Raw genomic sequence first — 22104 nt, 5'->3', positions numbered from 1 at the left:
TCCTTTTCAAGCATTCCTGTCAGTACATTGTCGGCGGGTCTTTCCCCTCATACCGTAAGTCTATTCCTTGGATCTCTGACGTTGCTATGCGGATTTCGAAGCAAAGAATTCTGCCGCTGAGATATCTCCTGGTCCTTGACAGCGGTTCAACATATCCTTTCGCTTCCTTTCTATAGATTTTTATCTCTTTTTTAATCCTTCCTTTGTCTGTATTATATTACAGAACAGTAAAAAAAGCAAGATTTTTTTGAAAATTTACTACAACTTTTATTTTCCCCCTTATTGTGGTATAATGAACGCGAACGATTGAAACGGCGTTGCCGCAGGGATGCGTTCATTGAACCATGACTTGCGATTCTATGTTCAGAGGAATCGTCATGGTATAATGTCTACACACGGCGACTGACGAGCTGAAAGCGAAGACAGAGCCGATGTGTAACAGATACCCAGAGCGCTTAGCGAGTGGCGAGCCGGGAGGCGAAGACAGAGGTTAGCGCTTATGGTATAATGTCTACACACGTTATTGGAGAGGAGGTGCGGGATGCAGCTGACAGACAGAGTGAAAAATTGTAATGGCTGTTCTGCCTGTGTTGTAGGGTGCAAACATGCCTGCGTGAAAATGGAGCAAACGGAAGAAGGATATAAGTATCCGTCAGTGAATGAGGACGGATGTCAGAAATGCAATAATTGTATCCTCTATTGTCCGGTGTACAACCCAGTAGAATTGCCTGAATTTGAACAGTTTTATGAATATAAAGACGCGTTTTATGAACGTGATATGCCTCAGGTTTATCGTGAGACCATGCGGAAGATAAAAGCCGGAACTGTAACAGAGTTTGCGGGAACGCTTTGTCAGATCGCAGCCTTGAAATCTCTAATGGGAGATAAGTTGAGTCACGATCTGCGAATTTTTCCACTTTATTGCGATCCGGATCATCCGAGGAGACCGGAATGTGGTTCATGTCCATTCTACGCTTAATACTTAAATAATAAAAAGGAGAAAAATTGTTATGAGTGATTGTAATCATGATTGTGGATCTTGCAGTGCAAGCTGCAGCGAAAGACAGGAAAACCCTGGTATTGAAAAAGCGCCGATGAATGATCTGTCTGAGGTAAGAAAGGTAATCGGTGTTGTCAGCGGAAAAGGCGGCGTAGGGAAATCGTCCGTTACTTCCATGCTGGCGGCTGCGGCGAAGCGACAGGGCAAGAGCGTTGCCGTATTGGATGCTGATATCACTGGCCCATCTATTCCGAAGGCCTTTGGTATTACAGGCAAGGCTATGGGTAATGATGAAATGCTTTTGCCGGCAGTAACAGACACGGGAATTAAAGCGATGTCTATCAACCTTCTTTTGGAGAATGAAACAGATCCGGTTGTATGGAGGGGACCGATTCTGGGAGGCGTTGTTCAGCAGTTTTGGAGCGATGTTTGCTGGGGTGATGTAGATGTGATGTTTGTAGACATGCCGCCTGGAACAGGCGACGTGGCGCTTACTGTGTATCAGACGCTGCCTGTAGACGGTATTATCATTGTGACTTCCCCACAGGATCTGGTTTCTATGATCGTAGAAAAGGCTGTAAAGATGGCGGATCTGATGGATATTCCTGTACTAGGTATCGTGGAGAACATGTCGTATTTCAAATGTCCTGACTGCGGCAAGGAGCATAAGATCTTTGGAGAAAGTCATATTGATGAGATTGCGGCGAAATACGCGATTACCTGCGTAGAAAAACTGCCTATGGACAGTCAGGTGGCAAAGGCTTGTGACGAAGGACGAATTGAGCATGTTCAGAGTCCTGAGATGGATCGACTGGCTGCTGCATTGACAGAAGAATAATTGAGGCAGCATGATGAGAAAGAAAGAATGGAACAAGAGAAGATTTACGCTGAGTCTGACAGTCGTGATGATTCTGTTTTTAATGCTCTTTGTCAGCGGTTGTGGAGACAAAGACGTTGCTATGACGATGGGTGAATCAACCACTGCATTGGAAAGAGTAGAGATTACACCTATAAATCTAATGGTGTCAAAAAAAGTTTATCCGCCGCTTTCCGGCAGCTATGCCATGGGCTGGGAATCTGACGGGGGAAAGGTTTACGCCGTTTTAGAGGCCACGGTCAAAAATCTGACAGATGAAAAGATGGAAATTAAGGATATCTGCCGATTTCAAATGGTCATAGGCGAGGAAACCTATGGAAATACAATTCTGGCAGCTGTCACAGAAAACGGAAGTAAGCTGGAACGGTCAGCGAAGGTTGGCGCAGGCAAGACGATTCATCTCTATTTGATTACAGAGATAGATGAGGATGCTGTCAGTCCTGAATCGACGCTTCAGTTGTCATTTGCAGAGAATGATGATAATCCGGAGTACAACTACAGCTTACCGGTGGATACCACGAAAAGGCTGGCGGTCTGCAAGGAACTGGTCAGAAATAAGACGGTTAAAGTAAAGGGTTTTGGTTCAATTACCCTGGAAAAGGAACGCTTTACAAAGAAAATTGAGCCGAAAAATCCGGGATACTTTTATCAATATTTTTCCGCGCGTGACAGCGGAGAAAAGCTGTTGGTACTGGATTTAAAGGTTAAGAATCTTTCAGGAAAAAAGCGTGACGCGGATTCTTTCTATGGCGTTACTGTGGTTACAGAGGATGGAGAGGAATACATCGGCGGCGTAGCTGCTGACGATAAGAACCGAGCCAACATTAAAACCGGCGAAACAATTGGAAAAAACGAAACACGTATGACGTATGCTATTGCGAACCTGCCGAAGGAAGCGGGAAAAGGCAAGTGCACAGTGTATATCTATATAGACGGAAGCTGGTATAGCTACGTGTGGAAGAAATAAAAAACAAAACTGTACCTGTAGGAAATATGGGTACAGTTTTTTCATGGGCAGACATAAATAAATTTTTGCTTGACAAATATGCAAACTTGCATTATTGTATTAAGTAGATAGTACAATAGTACGAAAGGAGAAAGGAGGCTATTGATGGATAAAGCTTTGAATGAGAATCTTCCTATCTACATGCAGATTATGGACAGAATTCGAGCAGCCATCGTTTCGGGTGAGCTGCGGCCTGGAGCTAAGGTGGCTACAGTGCGGGAGCTTGCAGAGGACTTCGGTGTGAATCCCAATACCATGCAGCGGGCGTTATCGGAGCTTGAGAGAGAGGGATTACTGATCTCGGAGAGAACCAGCGGCCGTTTCGTAACCCACAACAGAGCGGTAATTGATACCGTTCGCAGGGATGCGGCACAGAAAATTGTAGGAGAATTTTTGCAAAAAATGAAGGAGCTGGGATTTACCAGAGAACAGATTGAAGTTTTTTTTCGAGAGGCTGAAGTAGAGGATGCTGACGCAGATACAGCGGTATAAAGGGGAAAATCATGAAAGAAAGGGAACTGAAACTGGTAGAAAACCCGCCTATCGTACAAATTTGCGGCCTTTGCAAGGCCTTTGGAAGTGTGACAGCGTTAAAAGACGTTAATGTAAAGATTCCGGAGGGACGTATTATAGGACTGCTTGGTGCGAATGGAAGTGGAAAAACAACATTGTTGAAAATTCTGGCGGGATTATATACGAATTATGACGGAGAGGTTTTGATCGACGGTCAGCGTCCCGGCGCGGAAAGCAAGGCAAAAGTGTCTTATTTGCCGGATCGGCCGGCGTTTTCTCTGAAGCGCACAGCGGAAGAAATCAAGGAGATCTACAGAACGTTCTTTGATGATTTTGATCAACTGCAGTTTAAACGGTTGATGGACGCCTTTGAAATTGGGATGCAAACGCCGTTTCGTGAGATGTCAAAGGGGATGATCGACAAAGTGCAGATCAGCTTTGCTATGAGTCGTAAAGCCAGACTGTATTTGTTGGATGAACCTTTGGGCGGGGTGGACGCTAAAGCGCGAGACAGCGTTTTAGATGTAATATTGGAAAACTTTGATTCAAAAGGGACAATTTTGGTGGCGACGCATTTAATTTCAGAGATCGAGCGTTTGTTTGATTCTGTGGTGGTATTGCGAGAAGGTCAAGTGGTGATGCATGAGTCATGTGATGCTGTACGGGAAAACTATGGAAGCAATCTGGAAGAAGCTATGAAAGAGATCTTTTAGGAGGTGCAGGTTTGAGACGATTGGGATATGGACTGCTTTGCCTGACAGTTATTATCTGCAGTGTGGGAGCAGGTCTTATGACTTACACTGCGGCAATTGAACGCGAAGAACAGACAAAAATTAAAGAAGCTGTTATAAAGCAGCTGGAAAATCAGAAGTGGTATCTGCCTTTGGGGGATACTTACGGATGGCTGACTATGGTAGATGAAGACGAAAAGGTTTTCCTAGGGCAGACTAAGGATGGCCGTCAGGTATTGATAAATTGTCGTGGTAAGCTTTTAAAAAGGTTGCGGGAAGATATGCAAATCCTGGACAGCGTTGGCGGTGGAATGCTGGTTTATCAGGATGCAGACGGAAAGCAGGGATATGTAGACTATCAGGGCAACGTGAAAATTCCGGCCAGGTTTGTGACTGCTCATGAGTTTCAGGACGGATATGCAGTGGTAGAGACTGAAACTAAGAATAGTAAGCAAAAAATAGAGGCGCCTATCGACAGCAAGGGGAATATTCTTTATGATACCGAAGAATCAGATAAATGGCCAGAGTGGTATTCTGAGGTAGAGCAAATTCGAGGGAAATATTTTTTCTTAAGATTACGGACGTATGCAAATCCACAGCGCATCTTTGACGCGGAGAAAGGGGAAATTGTAAAGGAATTAGAAGATGAGCGAAACGGCCAGCATATTTTCGGTCTGGGAGAGAAACGGTATGCGTTCAGTTGTTACGACGATGCTGGAAATGATCAGTATTTTTTAATGGATGAGAATTTTGATCTGATAAGCGAGGAGGTTTCATATAAATGGGTCAATCGATTCAGTGAGGGATTGTGTTATGCCAAGTGGACGGAAAACGGTAAGGAATGCAGCGGATATATTGACCGTAACGGCAAAATAAGGATCAGATTGACGAGTGTTCTATATGGCGGGAAATTTTCAGAAGGAAAAGCGATGATCTGGGAAAAGGATAAGGTCCATGTTATTGATAAGGAAGGCCGGAGGCTCTTTGAGAAGACACTGACAGTTCCTTTGGACGAAAGCCTTTTCGAAGATATGTCCTACTATGATTTTGAAAATAATTATGATGTTTCGGGTTGCTGGTACAGAGATGGATCAGCGGTATACTTTGACGGAAAGAAGTTTGGTATTATCGATGATGAGGGAGACTGGATTATAGAACCGGTTTTTGATTTCATTGAATTCGCAGGAGCTGATATGATTCTAATGAAGATTGATGGTAAGACCGGCATCATGAAGGCGGGTGAGATGTATGATTGAGAAATCACTGAATTTGCATGTGGATATGATTAAGAATGAGATGAGAGTATCGGCTGTGCTGATGGTTATGCTTGGACTGACGTTAGTTTTCTCACCAATCCTGTTCATGTTTTTGTATTTCATACCTATGATCGGTATAATTGTTTGCGGATACAAGGTGCTTCATAAGATCTTTGGAAGGAGTCTTTATGGGGAAGGGGCTGAAATCTATCAAATGCTGCCTATATCGCCGAGAGATATGCTTATAGGAAAGGCTTTGGCCATGGTAGTCTGGGAATTGATTTTAGCGATAGCATTTTTACTGCCAACAGGCATTCTGTTTTTTAGGGAAAACAGTTTTATAGATCAGACTTTCTTTGTTCAGCTCATAGAAAAACAGGTGGGATCAGGGTTAACGCCTGTGCAGATGGGCATCTTAGCCGGTTTAAGCTTTGTAGGAATCATGATTATCCAATTTTCTTACTGCATGTATATGGTGCTGGCGCAAAACCTGATTCATAGATTTACAGGACGGCTGACGGTAAAGATCGGGGACTTTCCCTGTATTGTTTTCGCTGCATTGCTTATGAGCGTAATTTTGTTAGGCGGCGGATATCTGGTGAATTTATTGGCATTAAGCGGAACAAGCGCTTTTTTATTCGTGATTGGAAAATATTTGTTTCTGGTCGCGACAGGAATTGTTCTTTACTTTATTTGCCGAGAAAATCTGGAAAAAGCTTATGGAAGGTGAATTTGAAGAAATAGGGGAAGGAGGATAGAACTGATGAAAAAGGACAAAAAGTATCAGATCATGTGTATAGCCCTTGCCGCGGCCATTATGGCCTTGGCGGTAATTTGCGGAATGGCCGGTTGGCGAGCAGCCGCGGGACAGGAAAAAGAAATGGCTTATCTGCGCGGATTCCATTGGGAATTGCCGCTGACTGAAAACTACATAATTTCTACATATTCTGATAAGTATTTTCATACGAATGCAGGCGGTGACGATCCGGCGGATAGAGCGAAGAAGCTGGCAAGTCTTCGAGGAATATTGGCGTCGTCAAATTTTAGTGTCTTTGACGATTACGTAGGTGATCAGAAGACAGGAATTATGCGTTCTGATTCGGGTGATCAGCGAACTTTCACGGATGCAGAAGGAGATGTTTTCTTTAAAAATAAGGATACGGAATATATGTATGTAGAGTCTCTGTCAGATAATTACGCGGTACTCGTTAATCATTATGGGGAGACTGCCGAATACAAGCTGACGGATCTGCAGGGCAATGTGATTTTAACATTACCGGGACAGAAGCTTGCGGGAATTGATAACCGCTATGTGGCTGTTGGCAATAGTCGAATCAATGTTTTTGATAAAGTATATGACATGGAGACCGGAAAGATTGACCTATTGCCATTGTCTTGCACTGAAATTGCCCGTTGGAGCGAAGGATGGTATAAGGCTGTCATACAGGCGGCATATAGTGATAACTTTACCGGTTTTAGCTCAGGAACCGTATTTCTGGATGAAGATATGAATATTACCATGAATGGCGCGGTTTTTGACGAGGAAACGTATTATTCCGCTAACCTGACGGAAGGACTTTTTTACGGCGTTAAGCAGGAATGCAATGTTGAGGGGAATTTAAACAGCAACGAGCCTTTGCCGAGAGGCTATTTTGATAAAAAGGGGAAGCAGGTCGTCGAGACGGTTAATGCCAGTCTGGTCTCTGATTTTTCCGAAGGAAAAGGTATTGTTTATACTTCTGGAGGAAAGGCGTACTGCATTGACAGAGAAGGACACATACTATTTGAGAAGTCTTTGACGGAAAAGGCCACAGAATTGGAACAGTTTTCCATTGGATGGAAATCTGCTTTTCGAGATGGACATGCTGTGATCTTTGATGGGAAAAAGTGCGGCGTTGTGGACGAAACAGGGAAATGGATTGTTGAGCCTGTCTTTGAACAAATTTATCTGGCGGCAAAAGGAAGAGTCGTAGTGATTCGAGGAGAAAAATTCGGCGTGCTGCAATTGAAAGGGGGAACAGAAAAGTGACGATGAAGTCTGTGCAGGTACATGTGGAAATGTTAGCAGGTCATATTGGCGGATCAATCGCAGTATTGGCTTTGGGGATGATGCTCTGGCCGATGATGGTGATTGGCGTGGTACTGATCATGGGACATGGACTGTATAAATTATATGGAAAGACTTTGTTTGGAGACGATGCGGAGATGTTAATGACACTGCCTTTTACTGCGGGAGATTTAGTACGGGGAAAGACGGTGACATTCCTTTTCTGGTTTGGTATTCTCTGGCTGATGAGCGTGGGAAGTGGTGTGGGGCTGATCTTACTTCCTAAGGGGATTTCTGGTCTGGCGGATTATTTGGCGTCTGATGTGGATGTGCAGCAGATTGCAGGGATGGCGCCATGGCAGGTAGGAGTCAGCGCCGGTTGGAATGTAATTTCGCCGTTTATTTATATAACCGCGTTTTGTTTGCTGATCGTGACGGTAGAATTATATTTTGGACGTATGTTTACAGGCAAGAGAAAGCGCGGCATGACGGTATTCGCGATGCTTTTTTCTGCAATTATTTACGGTGTGATTTTGAGCGGAATATTTTGGATGATGAAATGGGCGCAAACACTGGGAGCCGGAGGATTTTGGCTTCGAATAGCTGTGGATTTGACAGTTCTTTTTGCGGACGGGATGTTATACAGGCTGTCTGTAGGACTGTTGGAACGGAAATATGATTTGGTTTAGGAAATTTTGATTTAAAACATCAAAATTTCCTAAACCGTATATCTGGTTATTGGTGTGCTTCGGCCATGTGCTTTTTGATAGCGTCAAAGCTTTCATCGCTGAGACAGTGCTCTATGCGGCAGGCGTCTTCATAGGCCGTTCGTTCATTTACGCCGAGTATCATGAGCATGCGAGCCAGCACCATGTGCTTTTCATAAGTTTTTTCTGCTATAGCCTGACCTGTTTCAGTTAGAGAGATGTTGCCGTCCGCGTCTACAGTAACAAAGCCGTTTTCTCGAAATTTTTTCATGGCGACGCTGACGGTCGGCTTGGAGAAGCCCATTTCATTGACGATATCGATGGCGCGGACAGAACCGTTTTTTTTCTTCAACATATATATCATTTCAAAGTAATCTTCTGCAGATTGTCTGATTTGCATTTTTCTATCCTCCTGTTTCTGGGGTAATTGTCATGTAAGAATTATTGTAACATAGAAAAAAGGGGTTGACAAGGAAGTTAGCTTATGCTAACCTATAAATGCACGAGTTAGCGGAGACTAACTGCATAGAGAACATTTATAGCATGATAGCGGAAGCAGAAGGAGGTGCACGAGTGAGCGTAGTAATTATAGGCGGCAATGAACGTATGAGACGGCAATATGAAGAAATATGCCGGACTTTTGGATGCAGAGCTAAAGTGTATACGAAGGAAAGAGGCGCTATGAAGAAAAAGATTGGAACGCCTGATCTGCTGATTTGTTTTACCGGGACGGTTTCTCATAAGATGGCAAATGTTTGTAAGCAGGAATCTCAGCGAGGCGGTTTTCCGATCGAACATTGTCACAGCAGCAGCGGAACGGCTTTGGCTGAAGTGCTGAAGACGAGGACTGGTATTTTAGAACAACGAGGTTAGCTTATACTAACCTACGGAAAAAGGAGGAATTATGATGATACCTTTGTCAATGGCAAAGCCCGGAGAGACAGTAACGATCAGGAAGATTACTGGCAAACCAGAGATTCGTCAGCATATGGCGGAATTAGGATTTGTGGTAGATGAAAAGGTTACCGTAGTGAACGAGGCAGGCGGCAATATCATTTTACAGGTAAAAGACAGCAGGATCGCGTTGGGCAAGGCGATGTCTGCGAGAATCATGTTTTGAAGAAGAATAGCGTGGAGGTTAAAATGAGTACGTTGAAAGAAATCAAGGTAGGTCAGAGCGCATCAGTGGTACGGATTAATGGAAGCGGCCCTGTGAAGCGAAGAATTATGGATATGGGGATTACGAAGGGTGTTGAAATATATGTGAGAAAGGTGGCTCCGCTAGGGGATCCTATGGAGCTGACTGTACGCGGCTATGAGCTTTCTATCAGAAAAGCTGATGCAGAGATGATCGATGTAGAATAGTAGAAAGAGAGGTAGTAGAAAGATGCAATATAAGATTGCTTTAGCAGGTAATCCCAACTGTGGTAAGACGACTCTGTTTAATCAACTGACGGGGAGTTCCCAGTATGTAGGTAACTGGCCGGGGGTAACAGTGGAAAAGAAGGATGGAAAACTGAAAGGACAGAGAGAAGTAATTATACAGGATTTACCAGGAATTTATTCGTTATCGCCGTATACCCTGGAGGAGGTTGTGGCAAGAAGGTATTTGGTCAGTGAGAAGCCGGATGCTATTCTTAATATCATTGACGGTTCTAATATTGAAAGAAATTTATATCTGACAACACAACTGATAGAATTGGGAATTCCTGTGCTTGTCTGCGTGAACATGATGGATCTCGTCAGAAAGAACGGCGACAGAGTAGACCTCGCGAGATTAGGCAGGGAATTGGGCTGCCAGGTTATGCCTATCAGCGCGTTGAAAGGCGAAGGCTGCCAGGAAGCAGCAAAAAAGGCTCTGGAGCTGGCTAAAAATCATAAAACCGGCGACATGCCCCATGTTTTTACTGGCAGCGTAGAGCACGCCATCGCGCATATTGAGGAATCTATTTCTGATGCTGTTGACGCGGGCTTTCTCAGATGGTTTTCTATTAAAATTTTTGAACGGGATGAGGATGCTTTGAAAGAACTTTCGCTGCCGGAGAATGTAATGAAGCATGTGGAGGAGCATATCAAAGATTGTGAAGCAGAGCTGGACGACGAGGCTGAGAGCATTATAACCGATCAACGGTATGCTTATATCAGCAAAGTGGTGGAGAACACTATAGAAAAGAAACAGCGGAGAGAAAACTTGACCCTTTCTGATAAAATTGATAGAATTGTAACTAACAGGATATTGGCTTTACCGATCTTTGCGGCGATTATGTTTGCTGTATATTATATTGCCATGTCTACTGTGGGCGCGATGGCTACTGACTGGACCAACGATGTGCTTTTTGGCGATGTGGCGCCGCCGGCAATCAGTGGATTTTTAGAGGGTATAGGCTGTGCGCCATGGTTAACGGGCCTGATCGTAGACGGTATTGTGGCTGGTGTTGGCGCGGTTTTAGGATTTGTACCGCAGATGCTGGTACTGTTCTTACTGTTGGCTTTTCTGGAGGGCTGCGGATATATGGCCAGAATTGCGTTTATCATGGATAGGATTTTTCGCCGTTTTGGCTTATCGGGAAAGTCTTTTATACCGATGCTGGTAGGGGTCGGCTGCGGCGTTCCGGGTGTTATGGCGTCGCGAACGATTGAAAGCGATCGCGATCGGAAAATGACCATTATGACCACTACCTTTATTCCTTGCGGTGCAAAGATGCCGATTGTCGGACTGATTGCGGGCGCGCTGTTTGATGGCAGCGCGTGGGTATCTACCAGCGCCTATTTTGTAGGAGTGGCTGCTATTGTGATCAGTGGCATCGCTTTGAAGAAGTTTAAAATGTTTGCAGGCGAACCAGCTCCTTTTGTCATGGAGCTTCCGGCTTATCACATGCCTACAGCTGGTTCTATGTTGAGAAGCATGTGGGAGAGAGGCTGGTCCTTTATTAAAAAGGCCGGCACGATCATCCTTCTTTCTACGATTCTCATCTGGTTTTTATCTAATTTCAGTTTCCGGGGAGGATTTCATATGATAGAGGATGTCCTGGAGCAGGATACTTCACTGCTGGCATCGTTAGGCTCTGTGATGGCATGGCTCTTTGTACCTCTTGGCTTCGGTAACTGGAAGTCTGCGGTAGCTGCTATTACAGGCCTCGTGGCCAAGGAAAACGTAGTAGGCACTTTTGGTATTCTCTATGGATTCGCGGAGGTTGCGGAAAGTGGTGATGAAATTTGGAGCTTGCTGGCAGCAGATTTTACGGCGGCATCGGCTTATGCGTTTCTGGTATTCAATTTGCTTTGCGCGCCTTGCTTTGCGGCCATGGGCGCAATCAAGAGAGAGATGAACAATACCAGATGGTTCTGGTTTGCTATCGGATATCAGACAGTCTTTGCGTATCTTGTTTCACTGTGTGTATATCAGTTCTGGACTTTGTTGGCGGGCGGCAGTTTTACTGTTGGAACGGCCGCGGCTATCTTAGTTCTGGCATTTTTGCTCTATATGCTGCTTCGGCCGGCGTCAAAGAAAGAAACTCTGTCCAGCGTTGGAACGTTAGATATGCGGAAGGCCGCTTAATATTTAATGTAAAGAGGTGAGTTTTATGAATGCAGCGACGATTATCGTATTGACGGTTATTGTGGCTCTCGCAGGCTTAGCGATTCGTTCTATCGTGAAGAACAAGAAAGAGGGAAATGCTTGCAGTTCCTGTGGCGGAGATTGTGGCTGCTGCCATAAGGAATGCTCTGAAAAATAAATGAGAACAATTGATCATTCGGAATTTCTTAAGAATTCTTAATTTTACGCGAATCGGTTGAATCTACGATAAAAAAGTGTTAAGATGATAAATAGATATGACTAATGAAAGATGAAGATGCAAATAGAGAAGATTCAGTTTTGCTTCATTTTTCCTCCTTTCTTTTAGGAAAAAATATGACGGCAGTTCGTAAAAAAGGGGATGCGAACGCCGTTATATTTTTTTTGGTTGGATCAACAATAAAGATGTGTGAGAAGTAAAGCGGCAATAGGAAGGGTGGCCATGGAGAATAAAGTGGTCAGGGCTACGCCCTCCGCCATCAGATCCGCGTTGCGTCCTTCTTTTGAGGCTACGGCTACAGTGACAACTGCACATGGGAATGCGGCGGCAAAGACGAGGATCAATTTACCGGCATTTGTCAGAGGCAGCCAGTGAACTGCCAGAAAGGTCAGAAACGGCATCAGAGTTACATTGATCAGAGACGCGAGTATCAATTGTCCGTTTTTTATGATCTTTTTCAGATTACTATTGCCTAGTTGAATACCGACAACAATCATGGAAACGGGAATTGTAGCGTCTCCAATGGTGTTAAAAAAGTCAAGCGCTACTGGCGGTAGTTGCACTCCTCCGAAAAGGATGATAAAGCCGATAACGGCAGCCAGAGTGCACATATTGCAGAGAGGCTTTACGATGCTTTTCAGACTGCCACCCTTTTTATAACCGTAATTCATTTGAATAACAGATATGAAGTATAAGTAGATGGTTAGAATTTGATTTTCTATCACCATTAGAAAAAACATATCGTCTCCGAAGATAGACTTTGTGATAGGAAATCCCATAAACCCAGTATTGACAGCGGTGATGATAACCATCAGTACGCCGCGGTTTTCCATGGGGCAGCGCATCAGTTTCGTCAGACCGAGCGAAATAAAAGCGCCGATGATAAAGTAAAGCAGAGAGCCGACGATGACTTCCATTGTCTGACGAAGGGTATCTGGTGTAAGGGTATTTGACGCCATAGAACCGATAATCATACATGGCGTGGTAATGGTCAGCAGCAAATTGACCAGGTATTTGTTTGCTTCCATGGGGAGAATATTCTTTTTATTTGCGATGAATCCCACTGCGACCATGCAGAAGATGGAGGCAACCTTTAAAAACATTGTAAGCATTTCTTTGTCAATCTCCTATTCTAAGTACGTGCCTTTTATCATAGAAATTAGTATAACAAAAAAAGAAGACTTTGGAAAGAACGTTATTGTATCGAATTCTCAGTTCATTGTAAACGCGGTTTCATTGACAATAGTTGGTGTGTGTGATAAATTTAATATATTAGAATAGTTTTGAGGGAGTGAATACGTGATTTATTTGGAGTATTTTTTATCAGCCGTTATCGTGGTGGTTTTATCAATTAAGGCGTCTGATTATATCAATTTGCTTGATAGAAATACAAAATTATCGGGAGCTTTTCTCGGCGGCATTATGCTTTCAGCAGTAACGTCTCTGCCGGAATTGTTTACCAGCATTTCGGCTACGGTTTTGCTTGACCGGCCGGGTCTTTGCATGGGAAATATTCTGGGAAGCGATCTGTTTAATCTTGCGGCGCTTTCTCTTGCGATCCTGTTTTGGTTTAAAGGCTTTAGCAAAGGAAAGATATCCAGGAGCTACCGTCATGTAACGGTATTGGTATTTGTGATTTATATGTTTATTACTCTCAACTTCCTGAATTTGCTCAATTTGCGTTTTCTGAACCTGAGCATCACATCTGTGTTGATCTTTGTGGTCTATGCTCTGGGCGCTAAATATCTGGCTGTAGCCAGCGACGTTGCCACTGATGAGGATGTGTTGGGCTATCATGCGGCGAAATCTACGCAGCTGGCTGTAAAACAGATTGGAGTACGTTTTTTGTTAGTTAGCGTGGGCATCGTAGCGTTCAGCATTATTATGACTTATTTGACTGACATGATCTCTGTAAGACTTGGCATCGGTCAGGGCTTTGCAGGCGCGTTATTTTTAGGTATCGCTACCTCTTTGCCGGAGGTTACCAGTACGATCGCACTGTTTCGAATGAAAAATCATAATATTGCGGTAGGAAATATAATTGGAAGTAATCTATTCAACTTTATCATTCTTACGGTTGCGGATTTGTTGTCAGTAGGAAGCGGCGTTTACGCGCATCCTGACGCGCAGGTTGTTCATTTGATGGTGTTCGGTATGATATCGACCGCACTTTTCTGGATCATGCTGCGCTTTAAGAACAGGACGACGCAGGCAGTGTGCAGCGTGGCGATTTTCTCATGCTACGTGGCATTTTTGCTGATATAACTGACTATGTATATTAACGAAAGAAAAAGATTAGAGGAGATAACGATATGGAAGGATATTGCAGGATGTGCCCAGTCTGCAACGGCAGGGCATGTAAAAATCAGATACCAGGTCCCGGGGCAAAGGGCATTGGTGATACGGCGATGAGGAATTATGATAAATGGAAGGAAATCCGGATCAATATGGATACTCTGACTGAAAAACGGGATATAGATATCAGTCTGTCCATGTTCGGAAGAAGCTTTTCCACTCCTGTTTTTGCCGGGCCGGTAGGCGCCGTTAACATGCATTATGGGGACAAGTATGATGATCTGGCGTATAATAATGTTCTGGTTCCCGCGTGCAAGGAAAATGGAATAGCGGCATTTACCGGCGATGGAATGGATCCAGCTGTTATGGAAGCGGCAGGGATTGCGATCAAAGAGGCCGGCGGCTTTGGCGTTCCTACAGTAAAGCCGTGGAATAAAGCCATGATAGCCGAAAAGATGGAAATTGTCAGAGCATCCGGCGCTTTTGCGGTCGCTATGGATATCGATGCCGCAGGACTGCCGTTTCTAAAGAATTTTCAACCTCCTGCTGGCAGCAAATCAGTAATCGAGCTGAAGGAAATTATTAAGGAGGCGGGAAAACCGTTTATTGTAAAAGGAATTATGACTCCGAAAGCCGCGTTAAAAGCGAAGGAGGCAGGCGCTTCAGCAATTGTCGTTTCCAACCACGGCGGCCGTGTACTGGATCAGTGTCCGGCAACAGCGGAAGTTCTGGCTTCAATTGCCGATGCGGTAGATGGTTCTATGAAGATTTTGGTGGACGGAGGCATTCGCGACGGCGTAGATGTATTCAAAGCGTTGGCGTTAGGCGCTGACGCGGTTATTATGGCAAGGCCGTTTGTTAACGCGATCTATCAGAAGGGAGCTGAAGGCGTCAAAGAATTGATTGAGATGGTTCGCAGTCAGCTGGCGGATACGATGGCTATGTGCGGAGCATATAGTTTGGAAGAAATCAATAGAGAGATGATATTTTATTAATATTTTCTACATAATGAAAAGAAGGAGCAGCCGAGTTATAACCGAGCTGCTCTTTTGAGTTATTCAGTTTGATCTGAAATTAGAGGCGTGCCTTCCTCAGACGATTCGGTTCAGCTTGCCGCCTTCCATCCAGCTTTGCAGATTTGCGGCGCAGATATCGATAACTTTTTGACGGGTTTCTTTAGGCATCCAGGCGATATGGGGAGTCAGAATACAGTTAGGCAGTCCGATAAGTGGATTTGGCATCTTCGGCGGTTCGCAGGATAATACGTCCACTGCCGCCGCTGCCAGTTTACCTCTTTTTAGAGCGTCGGCCAGATCGGGTTCATTTATCAGAGCGCCTCTGGCGGTATTGATGAGGATTGCGCCGTCTTTCATTTGATTGATGAAGTTGGTGTTGACAAAGCCTTTGTTTTCCGTCGTCAGGGGACAGTGGAGCGTCAGGAAATCGGATTCCATGGCGGCTTTTTTGTTTTGACTATAGATATTTATCTTCATACCGAAGGCTTCTCCGATGCGGGCAACTCTTTTTCCAATGTTGCCGTAACCGATAATACCCAGGGATTTTCCATCTAAAAGGGTCAGAGGATCTTCAATAAAAGTAAAATCTTTGGTTTCGTACCATTTTCCTCGCTGTATACTTTCATTATAGCTGCCTGCTCTATTGGACAGCTCAAGAATGAGCGCGAAAGCGTGCTGCGCTACAGCTTCCGTGGAATAGGCGGGTACGTTACAGACTGCGATGCCCAGGTCTTTTGCCGCTTGGATGTCTACATTGTCATAACCGGTAGCCGTTACACCGATGAATTTTAAAGTTGGACAGGCCTCCATAATTTGACGGGTGATGGAGCATTTGCTGACAAAAAAACCGTCGCATCCTGTAATATGGTCTGAGATTTGATGACTCTCTGTTCTATCATAAGGGTGAAAATCACAGAGCTCTGAAATAGGATCCCAGGAAAGATCGCCTAAATTGATAGAAAAAGCATCTAAAATTGTAAATTTCATTGTTAATACAAGCTCCTTATCACATAATAATATTTATAGTATAGCATACATTTTTGCACGGATAAACTTTTTTCTTTTGCAGATAAAATGGTTTTCTTTGCCATGAAACTTGCGAAAGAGAGCAGAAAATGATATACTTAGACTTAATATATTTTGGATGGGGTATTTATGGGGATTGTTGAAACAGCAGTTATTGGCGTGGGTTTGGCTATGGACGCTGTGGCTGTAGCCGTGACCAACGGTATGGCGTACAGAAGACTTCCCGGCAGGGATTACGTAGCAATGCCTTTCCTGTTTGGTATCTTTCAGGGAGCGATGCCTATAGCTGGCTATTTTGCGGGAATATTGCTGGCAAGTATCATTATCAAATACAGCGGCATTGTCATTTGCTTAATTCTCTCTTTAATTGGCGGCAATATGATCAGGGAAGGTTTGCAGAACGGCGAGGCAGCTTCTGTTGAAAAACGGCTGACGATGAGGATTTTGATTCTGCAGGCATTTGCTACCAGTATCGACGCGTTTGCCGTAGGCGTGGCCTTTTGCGCAGTACAGGCCGATATTTTACCCGCGGCTTGTTTAATTACCGTGATTACTGCCGTTATGGTAGCGGTCGCGCTTTTGATCGGACAAAGGTTTGGCGAGGCGTTGGGTAATAGGGCTGAGCTTGCCGGTGGTCTGATATTGGTTATCATTGGGCTGAAAGCGCTTTGATCATACATAAAGACGAATTTAATTTAGGAAGGAAAAAAACATGGAAACCATCATAGCAGCTTCAAGAAACGCGCATAAGATTGCAGAGATTGAGGCTATAACGAGAAAGTTCGGCATGGAGGTTATTTCCCGGGACGAGGCGGGATTACCTACTGAGGAGATTGAGGAGGACGGAGACACCTTTGAAGAAAACTCCTTTAAGAAGGCCAACGAAATTATGAAGATGTGCGGAAAGGTAACCATTGCGGATGATTCCGGATTGATGGTAGAATATTTGGGCGGCGCGCCTGGCGTGTATTCTGCCCGGTTTGCTGGCGAAGACGCTGGTGATGAAAAGAACAACCAGAAGCTGCTGAGTTTGCTGGAAGGCGTGCCGTACAAGGAGCGGCGTGCGAAGTTTGTCTCTGTCATTACCATGATTTATCCTGATGGAGAAACTCTGGTTGCAAGAGGAGAATGTGAAGGCCATATTATTGACACGCCGGTAGGCGAGAATGGCTTCGGATATGATCCTCTCTTTGTACCTGACGGTTTTCAGAGAACCTTCGCTCAGTTTGATTCGGAGGAGAAGAATGAGATCAGTCATCGGGCCAAAGCGCTGTTACAGCTGGAGAAACTCCTTGCGGAAAGGAATGCTTAGGAATGAAAAGCAGATTTGCCAGGATGACCATACTGGGGTTCAAACAACTGCAGGATCCGTATTATCAGGGCTTTGCGGCGCAGATGTCGTTTTACATCATGCTATCTTTGGTCCCGACCTTGATCGTTCTGTCTCGGCTGCTGGGTCTTTTGGATATCTCTATTGATATTATTAACGAATGGATTGTCAAATACGTTTCGCCGTCTATGGCGGACACTTTACGGGGATTGCTGAAGAACAGGCCGGCGACAACCTCTAATATCGTTATGATTATTACAGCGCTGTGGGCTGCATCCAGAGCGCAGTTTTCTATGATGCGGATTGCCAATTATACGTATTCAGGAGGCAAGACTACGGGAAATTTCTGGCGTGAGAGATTCCGCTCCTTTCGTACCATGGCAATGACTGTATTTACTTTGGCTTTTGTTATCATTATACCGGTTTATGGCGAGGCGATTTTGAAATTGGTTTTTGGAAAGATTATCGTAGGCTCTGTGATCGACAGCTTATGGACGTTTTTGCGGTGGCCGCTCGCGGGAACACTGTATTTTCTCATGGTTTCGTATAACTATTACGTGCTGCCCAATGAAAAGCTGAGCTTTCGCGAAATTGTACCCGGCAGTATTTTCGGGGCGATAGGCATGTTGGTTGTGACGATCGTCTATTCTAATTATGCGGATTACACTGCTAATTATGACATTATATATGGTTCTTTGGCAAATATTGCTGCTTTGCTGATGTGGTTCTATTTTCTCGCGTGGGTACTCTGTCTCGGCATTCTGTTTAATAAGGTTTGGAGAGACACCAGGGATGGAGATGGAGCGTGTGGATATTTAAGTTAGAAAAGATGGAGGACAAGCGTCCATGAGAGGAAAGAAAAGATACAGGATAAGGCCGAGATTTTTCGTTATTGTTTTTGTTTTGATTTGTTTGCTGGTAGGCGGAATCACGTTTCTGCTACACAGCTGCGGCAGCGATGGCGATTCAATGGCGGTCGATATACTTCGAACGCAGCAGCTGCAGGGCAGAAAGATGATGTCTGCTGCAAGGGAGTACATAAGCAATCGAGAACTGCGCTATGATGATCAGTATTTTTCCAATGCTTATCCCCCGGATAATATAGGCGTATGTACAGATGTGGTGTGGAAGGCATTGGAAAGCATCGGTGTGGATCTGAAGCTGCTGATGGATGAGGAAATTGGAGAGAGTTTCTATTATTATGAGGATATCATTGCAGTACAAGATCCCAATATTGATTTTCGCCTGGTACCGCAGATGGAGAGGTTTTTGCGGCGTAACGCTATCGTACTGACGAATGATGTTGATGACATTATGGCGTGGCAGCCGGGGGACATTGTTACTTTTGAATCCAGTCATGTAGCGATCGTATCAAGACGCTATAATATCTGGGGCAGACCGTTTATCATTCAACATGGCAAGGACCCCGCGGCAGAGGAAGACAGGATTTTTGCTTCCGACGGCATGGTAATCTCCGGACATTTTCGATGGCCTCTTGCAAGCGGCAAGAAAATTAAAGTAAATCAGTCTGAAGATACAGAAAGAGAGGATATATACTTAGAAATAAATGTAGAATAATGAATTAAGAAAGGAAAACGGGATTGATGAAAAAGGTATTGATTATTTTAAATCCGTGCGCGGGCACGAAGCAGGCGAATAAATATTTTGTCGAGATTATACAAGTATTTTGTGAAGCGGGTTTTGAGACGGTAGTGAAGACTACTATGGAATCAGGAGACGGTACGGTTATTGCCAGAGAAAGGGCGGCGGATTTCGATATGGTAGTATGTATCGGCGGAGATGGTACCTTTAATGAAGTTATTGCAGGTATCTTAGAGGCAAAGGCTGATGTGCCGATCGGTTATATTCCCGCCGGAAGCACAAATGACTTTGCTGACAGTATGCATCTGTCCACAGATGTAGTACAGGCGGCCAGGGATATTGTAGCAGGCGAGCCAAAGCATTTAGATGTAGGCTGCTTTAATGGAAGATATTTTTCCTATGTCGCTTCCTTTGGGGCGTTTACACAGGCATCCTATGAGGCGCCTCAATCTATTAAAAATATTTTAGGTCATGTGGCGTATATTCTGGAAGGGATCAAGGATATTCCATCTATCAGGCCGATGAAGGTTTGGATGAAGATGGAGCAGGGCGTATATGGCGGAGAGTATCTCTTTGGCGCAGTCTGCAACTCTACTTCTGTAGGCGGAATTTTGACCTTATCTGACGATCTTGTGGATATGAACGACGGAAAGTTTGAAGTGCTGCTAGTCAAGTCTCCTTCTAATATCCTGGAATTAAATCAGATTATTCTCGCCATAGCAACGCAGAATTTCCATTCTCCGATGATTTCATTTTTTAGCAGTAGCCATTTGGAGGTCACCGCGGATCCGTCTATGCCTTGGACTTTAGACGGAGAGTATCAGCAAGGGAGTGAAACGATTCAGATACAAAATCTACAGAATGCTATTCGGCTGGTAAGGACGGAAAGACGAAAATGAAGATAAGGGGAAGGGAGATAGAGGTAAAAAAATACCGTCATTTATTATTGATATTATATGTGCCGGTTTATTTGATCAGTTTCTTCGCAATGGAATATTTAGTTCCTGAGACGGCGGAATATTGGGTATCATATTGCCCTTTGGATGACTTGATACCGTTTTGTGAATATTTCATTGTGCCGTATTATTTGTGGTATATCTTGTTATTTGTGGTGGGAATTTGGCTTCTTATACAGGATATACCGGTATTTCGGCTATATATGTATTGCATTATATGCGGATTTTCCTTGAGTATTTTGCTGTGCATTGTTTTTCCCAATGGACAGGATTTACGTCCGGAGATATTTGAGAGAGATAACGTCTTCGTTGATCTGGTTCGATTCGTCTATGCTGCTGATACCAATACCAACGTCATACCGAGCATGCATGCTCTGGGAGCAATTTTCGCGGCTATGGCAATCAGCGCCAGTAAGAAAGTGCAGAGGGTCTCTGTCAAAGTCTTTACTTGGATTTTGGCTACGTTGATCTGCGCTGCAACTTGTTTTGTCAAACAGCATTCGGCATTGGATGTGGCAGCTTCGGTTGTTCTTGGTGTGACTATTTATGCAATATTGAGAAAAAATATAATAAATGAAAATGAGGATTCTTAAGAAATCTTAAGAAATCATGAACCTGCATAAACGTTGAAATTACAACGATAATGCAGGTTTTTGTTTGTGAAAATTGTGTGAAAAATCGGTAAAAACATTGACTTTTTTGTGTATATAAAGTATGATAATACCTGTGAGACAATTGAAAAACATGAAAAGGAAGATAGTATTATGACAAATCCGATGACGAGAGTCAATACTAAAATCAAAAGGGTGTTTAAAACAACTGCCTCAGTTATTTTGATCGCTTTGATGACTTTTGTGATGGTATGCGGTTCCGGCAGTGGGGCATATGCTGCTGAAACGGAAAGCCAGAACGGAAATTGGGCGATTATTATTGGAGATGAAGAAATTTTATACGTTGATTCTGAAGAAGCCGGAAAGCAGGTAATAGAGGGGCTAAAGAACTATTATCTGTCAGAAGGATCTAATGTGCTGGACGTGCAGTTTGATCCTCAAATCCAGGTGAGCCAGATATTCGAAATTGCTGATGATGAGTTTGCGGCTATGAGCGGTTCTGTATGTGATATAGAAGAAGCCGTTAAGCGTTTGAGCGAGGGCAAGAACGAATATTATGTATATAAGACGAAAGAGGGCGACTCCTTAGATTCTCTTGCCAAAGAGAAAGATTTGATCGCCGATAAGTTGGTCAAACTGAACTTTGATGAGTATGAGTCTGATGAAACCATAAAAGAAGGAACCTATATCGTCTTGTATAAAGAAGTACCGTATGTACATGTAACAACGGTAGAGGAAGTGACCTCAACGAAGTCAATTGACTACGACACTGTTTATAAGAAGACCTCCTCTTTGAAGAAGGGCGAGATGAAGATCCAGAAAAAGGGAAAAAAAGGTCAGAAGCAGGTTGTTCGTCAGCTTACGAAGGTAAACGGCAAGACGACGAGTAGTGAGTTGATTTCATCCGAAGTAATTCAGGAACCGACAGACAAAGTTGTTCTGAAGGGTACTGGTACGGTTACGGCTAAAGCGGGAAAGACCTTTGACTTCGTAGATGGTTCTGAGGTTGTGGATTACGCTAAAAATTTCATAGGAAATCCATATAGCTATGGTGGAACTAGCCTGACCAACGGTGCAGACTGTTCAGGCTTTGTATATTCCATCTTTAAGCATTTTGGCGTGAATCTTCCACGCGTTGGACAGTCCGGCGTAGGTAAAGCTGTTTCTTATAAGAATGTTAAGAAAGGCGATATCCTGATATATCCGGGACATGTTGCAATTTACGCAGGAAACGGAAAAGCAATACATGCTGTTAACGAGCGTCTTGGTATTAGAATCACCAGCGTTGGGTATACTGGCAGCGTAATTGCCGTTAGACGTATCTTCGATTAACT

At 44.0% G+C, this 22104-nt stretch carries 26 protein-coding genes; 23 read left to right on the top strand and 3 right to left on the bottom strand.

Annotated elements, in window-relative coordinates:
* Positions 1-541 precede the first annotated feature (541 nt).
* The 9 genes from ACPW7J_RS09880 to ACPW7J_RS09840 all read left to right on the top strand — a co-directional run bounded on the left by ACPW7J_RS09880 (position 542) and on the right by ACPW7J_RS09840 (position 8119).
* A complete protein-coding gene (locus ACPW7J_RS09880) occupies positions 542-979 on the top strand; it encodes a 4Fe-4S dicluster domain-containing protein (protein WP_161874910.1) in 438 nt (145 codons plus the stop codon).
* A gap of 31 nt (positions 980-1010) precedes the next feature.
* Positions 1011-1838 carry a P-loop NTPase gene (locus ACPW7J_RS09875; RefSeq protein ID WP_425755151.1) on the top strand — a complete coding sequence of 276 codons (828 nt, stop codon included), beginning with the start codon at positions 1011-1013 and terminating at the stop codon, positions 1836-1838.
* Positions 1839-1848: 10 nt separating this feature from the next.
* Positions 1849-2844: a hypothetical protein gene (locus tag ACPW7J_RS09870; RefSeq protein WP_425755150.1), complete on the top strand. Its 996-nt coding sequence runs from the start codon at positions 1849-1851 to the stop codon at positions 2842-2844.
* Positions 2845-2988: 144 nt separating this feature from the next.
* Positions 2989-3375 carry a GntR family transcriptional regulator gene (locus ACPW7J_RS09865; protein WP_425755149.1) on the top strand — a complete coding sequence of 129 codons (387 nt, stop codon included), beginning with the start codon at positions 2989-2991 and terminating at the stop codon, positions 3373-3375.
* An 11-nt stretch (positions 3376-3386) separates the two neighbouring features.
* Positions 3387-4109, top strand: coding sequence for an ABC transporter ATP-binding protein (locus ACPW7J_RS09860; protein WP_161874914.1), 723 nt, complete (start codon positions 3387-3389; stop codon positions 4107-4109).
* Positions 4110-4120: 11 nt separating this feature from the next.
* Positions 4121-5383: a WG repeat-containing protein gene (locus ACPW7J_RS09855; protein ID WP_161874915.1), complete on the top strand. Its 1263-nt coding sequence runs from the start codon at positions 4121-4123 to the stop codon at positions 5381-5383.
* On the top strand, positions 5376-6113 hold the full coding sequence (locus ACPW7J_RS09850; protein ID WP_425755148.1) for a hypothetical protein: 738 nt from the start codon (positions 5376-5378) through the stop codon (positions 6111-6113). Before ACPW7J_RS09855 ends, ACPW7J_RS09850 begins: the two co-directional genes overlap by 8 nt.
* 33 nt (positions 6114-6146) lie before the next feature.
* A complete protein-coding gene (locus ACPW7J_RS09845) occupies positions 6147-7412 on the top strand; it encodes a WG repeat-containing protein (RefSeq protein WP_425755147.1) in 1266 nt (421 codons plus the stop codon).
* Entirely contained in the window at positions 7409-8119 is a 711-nt protein-coding gene (locus ACPW7J_RS09840; protein ID WP_425755146.1) for a hypothetical protein, read from the top strand. Before ACPW7J_RS09845 ends, ACPW7J_RS09840 begins: the two co-directional genes overlap by 4 nt.
* 46 nt (positions 8120-8165) lie before the next feature.
* Here ACPW7J_RS09840 and ACPW7J_RS09835 read toward each other — a convergent pair whose 3' ends face one another.
* On the bottom strand, positions 8166-8537 hold the full coding sequence (locus tag ACPW7J_RS09835) for a metal-dependent transcriptional regulator (RefSeq protein ID WP_161874919.1): 372 nt from the start codon (positions 8535-8537) through the stop codon (positions 8166-8168).
* A 173-nt stretch (positions 8538-8710) separates the two neighbouring features.
* Between ACPW7J_RS09835 and ACPW7J_RS09830 the strand changes: the two genes are divergently transcribed.
* From ACPW7J_RS09830 to ACPW7J_RS09810, 5 genes are read left to right on the top strand one after another with little or no spacing between them, the layout of a single operon-like run.
* Positions 8711-9010 carry a DUF2325 domain-containing protein gene (locus ACPW7J_RS09830; protein WP_161874920.1) on the top strand — a complete coding sequence of 100 codons (300 nt, stop codon included), beginning with the start codon at positions 8711-8713 and terminating at the stop codon, positions 9008-9010.
* A 31-nt stretch (positions 9011-9041) separates the two neighbouring features.
* The gene (locus ACPW7J_RS09825) at positions 9042-9257 is read left to right on the top strand and encodes a FeoA family protein (protein ID WP_424959685.1); all 216 of its coding nucleotides are present in this window, start codon (positions 9042-9044) and stop codon (positions 9255-9257) included.
* A 23-nt stretch (positions 9258-9280) separates the two neighbouring features.
* Entirely contained in the window at positions 9281-9502 is a 222-nt protein-coding gene (locus ACPW7J_RS09820; RefSeq protein ID WP_161874921.1) for a FeoA family protein, read from the top strand.
* A gap of 22 nt (positions 9503-9524) precedes the next feature.
* Positions 9525-11696 carry a ferrous iron transport protein B gene (gene feoB, locus ACPW7J_RS09815; protein WP_425755145.1) on the top strand — a complete coding sequence of 724 codons (2172 nt, stop codon included), beginning with the start codon at positions 9525-9527 and terminating at the stop codon, positions 11694-11696.
* Positions 11697-11721: 25 nt separating this feature from the next.
* Positions 11722-11874 carry a FeoB-associated Cys-rich membrane protein gene (locus tag ACPW7J_RS09810; RefSeq protein ID WP_161874923.1) on the top strand — a complete coding sequence of 51 codons (153 nt, stop codon included), beginning with the start codon at positions 11722-11724 and terminating at the stop codon, positions 11872-11874.
* Positions 11875-12107: 233 nt separating this feature from the next.
* On the opposite strand, the gene ACPW7J_RS09805 is transcribed toward ACPW7J_RS09810, so the two are convergent.
* Positions 12108-13046, bottom strand: a complete 939-nt coding sequence (locus tag ACPW7J_RS09805; RefSeq protein WP_161874924.1) for an AEC family transporter — start codon at positions 13044-13046, stop codon at positions 12108-12110.
* Positions 13047-13233: 187 nt separating this feature from the next.
* On the opposite strand from ACPW7J_RS09805, the gene ACPW7J_RS09800 reads away from it, so the two are divergent.
* Together ACPW7J_RS09800 and ACPW7J_RS09795 are read left to right on the top strand one after the other, a co-directional pair.
* Positions 13234-14199, top strand: coding sequence for a cation transporter (locus ACPW7J_RS09800; protein ID WP_161874925.1), 966 nt, complete (start codon positions 13234-13236; stop codon positions 14197-14199).
* 47 nt (positions 14200-14246) lie between these two features.
* Positions 14247-15224, top strand: coding sequence for an alpha-hydroxy-acid oxidizing protein (locus tag ACPW7J_RS09795; protein WP_161874926.1), 978 nt, complete (start codon positions 14247-14249; stop codon positions 15222-15224).
* A gap of 96 nt (positions 15225-15320) precedes the next feature.
* On the opposite strand, the gene ACPW7J_RS09790 is transcribed toward ACPW7J_RS09795, so the two are convergent.
* The gene (locus ACPW7J_RS09790) at positions 15321-16232 is read right to left on the bottom strand and encodes a D-2-hydroxyacid dehydrogenase (protein ID WP_161874927.1); all 912 of its coding nucleotides are present in this window, start codon (positions 16230-16232) and stop codon (positions 15321-15323) included.
* A gap of 168 nt (positions 16233-16400) precedes the next feature.
* Between ACPW7J_RS09790 and ACPW7J_RS09785 the strand changes: the two genes are divergently transcribed.
* The 7 genes from ACPW7J_RS09785 to ACPW7J_RS09755 all read left to right on the top strand — a co-directional run bounded on the left by ACPW7J_RS09785 (position 16401) and on the right by ACPW7J_RS09755 (position 22102).
* Positions 16401-16943: a manganese efflux pump MntP family protein gene (locus ACPW7J_RS09785; RefSeq protein ID WP_161874928.1), complete on the top strand. Its 543-nt coding sequence runs from the start codon at positions 16401-16403 to the stop codon at positions 16941-16943.
* Positions 16944-16983: 40 nt separating this feature from the next.
* Positions 16984-17583 (top strand): XTP/dITP diphosphatase, encoded by a 600-nt coding sequence (locus ACPW7J_RS09780; protein WP_161874929.1) that lies wholly within the window; start codon positions 16984-16986, stop codon positions 17581-17583.
* A 2-nt stretch (positions 17584-17585) separates the two neighbouring features.
* Positions 17586-18425: a YihY/virulence factor BrkB family protein gene (locus ACPW7J_RS09775; RefSeq protein WP_161874930.1), complete on the top strand. Its 840-nt coding sequence runs from the start codon at positions 17586-17588 to the stop codon at positions 18423-18425.
* A gap of 22 nt (positions 18426-18447) precedes the next feature.
* Positions 18448-19179, top strand: coding sequence for a DUF1287 domain-containing protein (locus ACPW7J_RS09770; RefSeq protein WP_161874931.1), 732 nt, complete (start codon positions 18448-18450; stop codon positions 19177-19179).
* Positions 19180-19205: 26 nt separating this feature from the next.
* Positions 19206-20102, top strand: coding sequence for a diacylglycerol/lipid kinase family protein (locus ACPW7J_RS09765; RefSeq protein WP_425755144.1), 897 nt, complete (start codon positions 19206-19208; stop codon positions 20100-20102).
* The gene (locus tag ACPW7J_RS09760; protein ID WP_425755143.1) at positions 20099-20752 is read left to right on the top strand and encodes a phosphatase PAP2 family protein; all 654 of its coding nucleotides are present in this window, start codon (positions 20099-20101) and stop codon (positions 20750-20752) included. The genes ACPW7J_RS09765 and ACPW7J_RS09760 overlap by 4 nt, the downstream gene beginning before the upstream one ends.
* A 171-nt stretch (positions 20753-20923) precedes the next feature.
* Positions 20924-22102 (top strand): G5 domain-containing protein, encoded by a 1179-nt coding sequence (locus ACPW7J_RS09755; protein WP_161874934.1) that lies wholly within the window; start codon positions 20924-20926, stop codon positions 22100-22102.
* The last annotated feature ends 2 nt before the right edge of the window (positions 22103-22104 follow it).

The organism is Ihubacter sp. rT4E-8 (assembly GCF_049852125.1).
GTDB lineage: Bacteria > Bacillota > Clostridia > Peptostreptococcales > Anaerovoracaceae > Senimuribacter.
The sequence above is the reverse complement of the archived record's forward strand: the minus strand, read 5'-3'. Positions and strand labels throughout refer to the sequence as shown.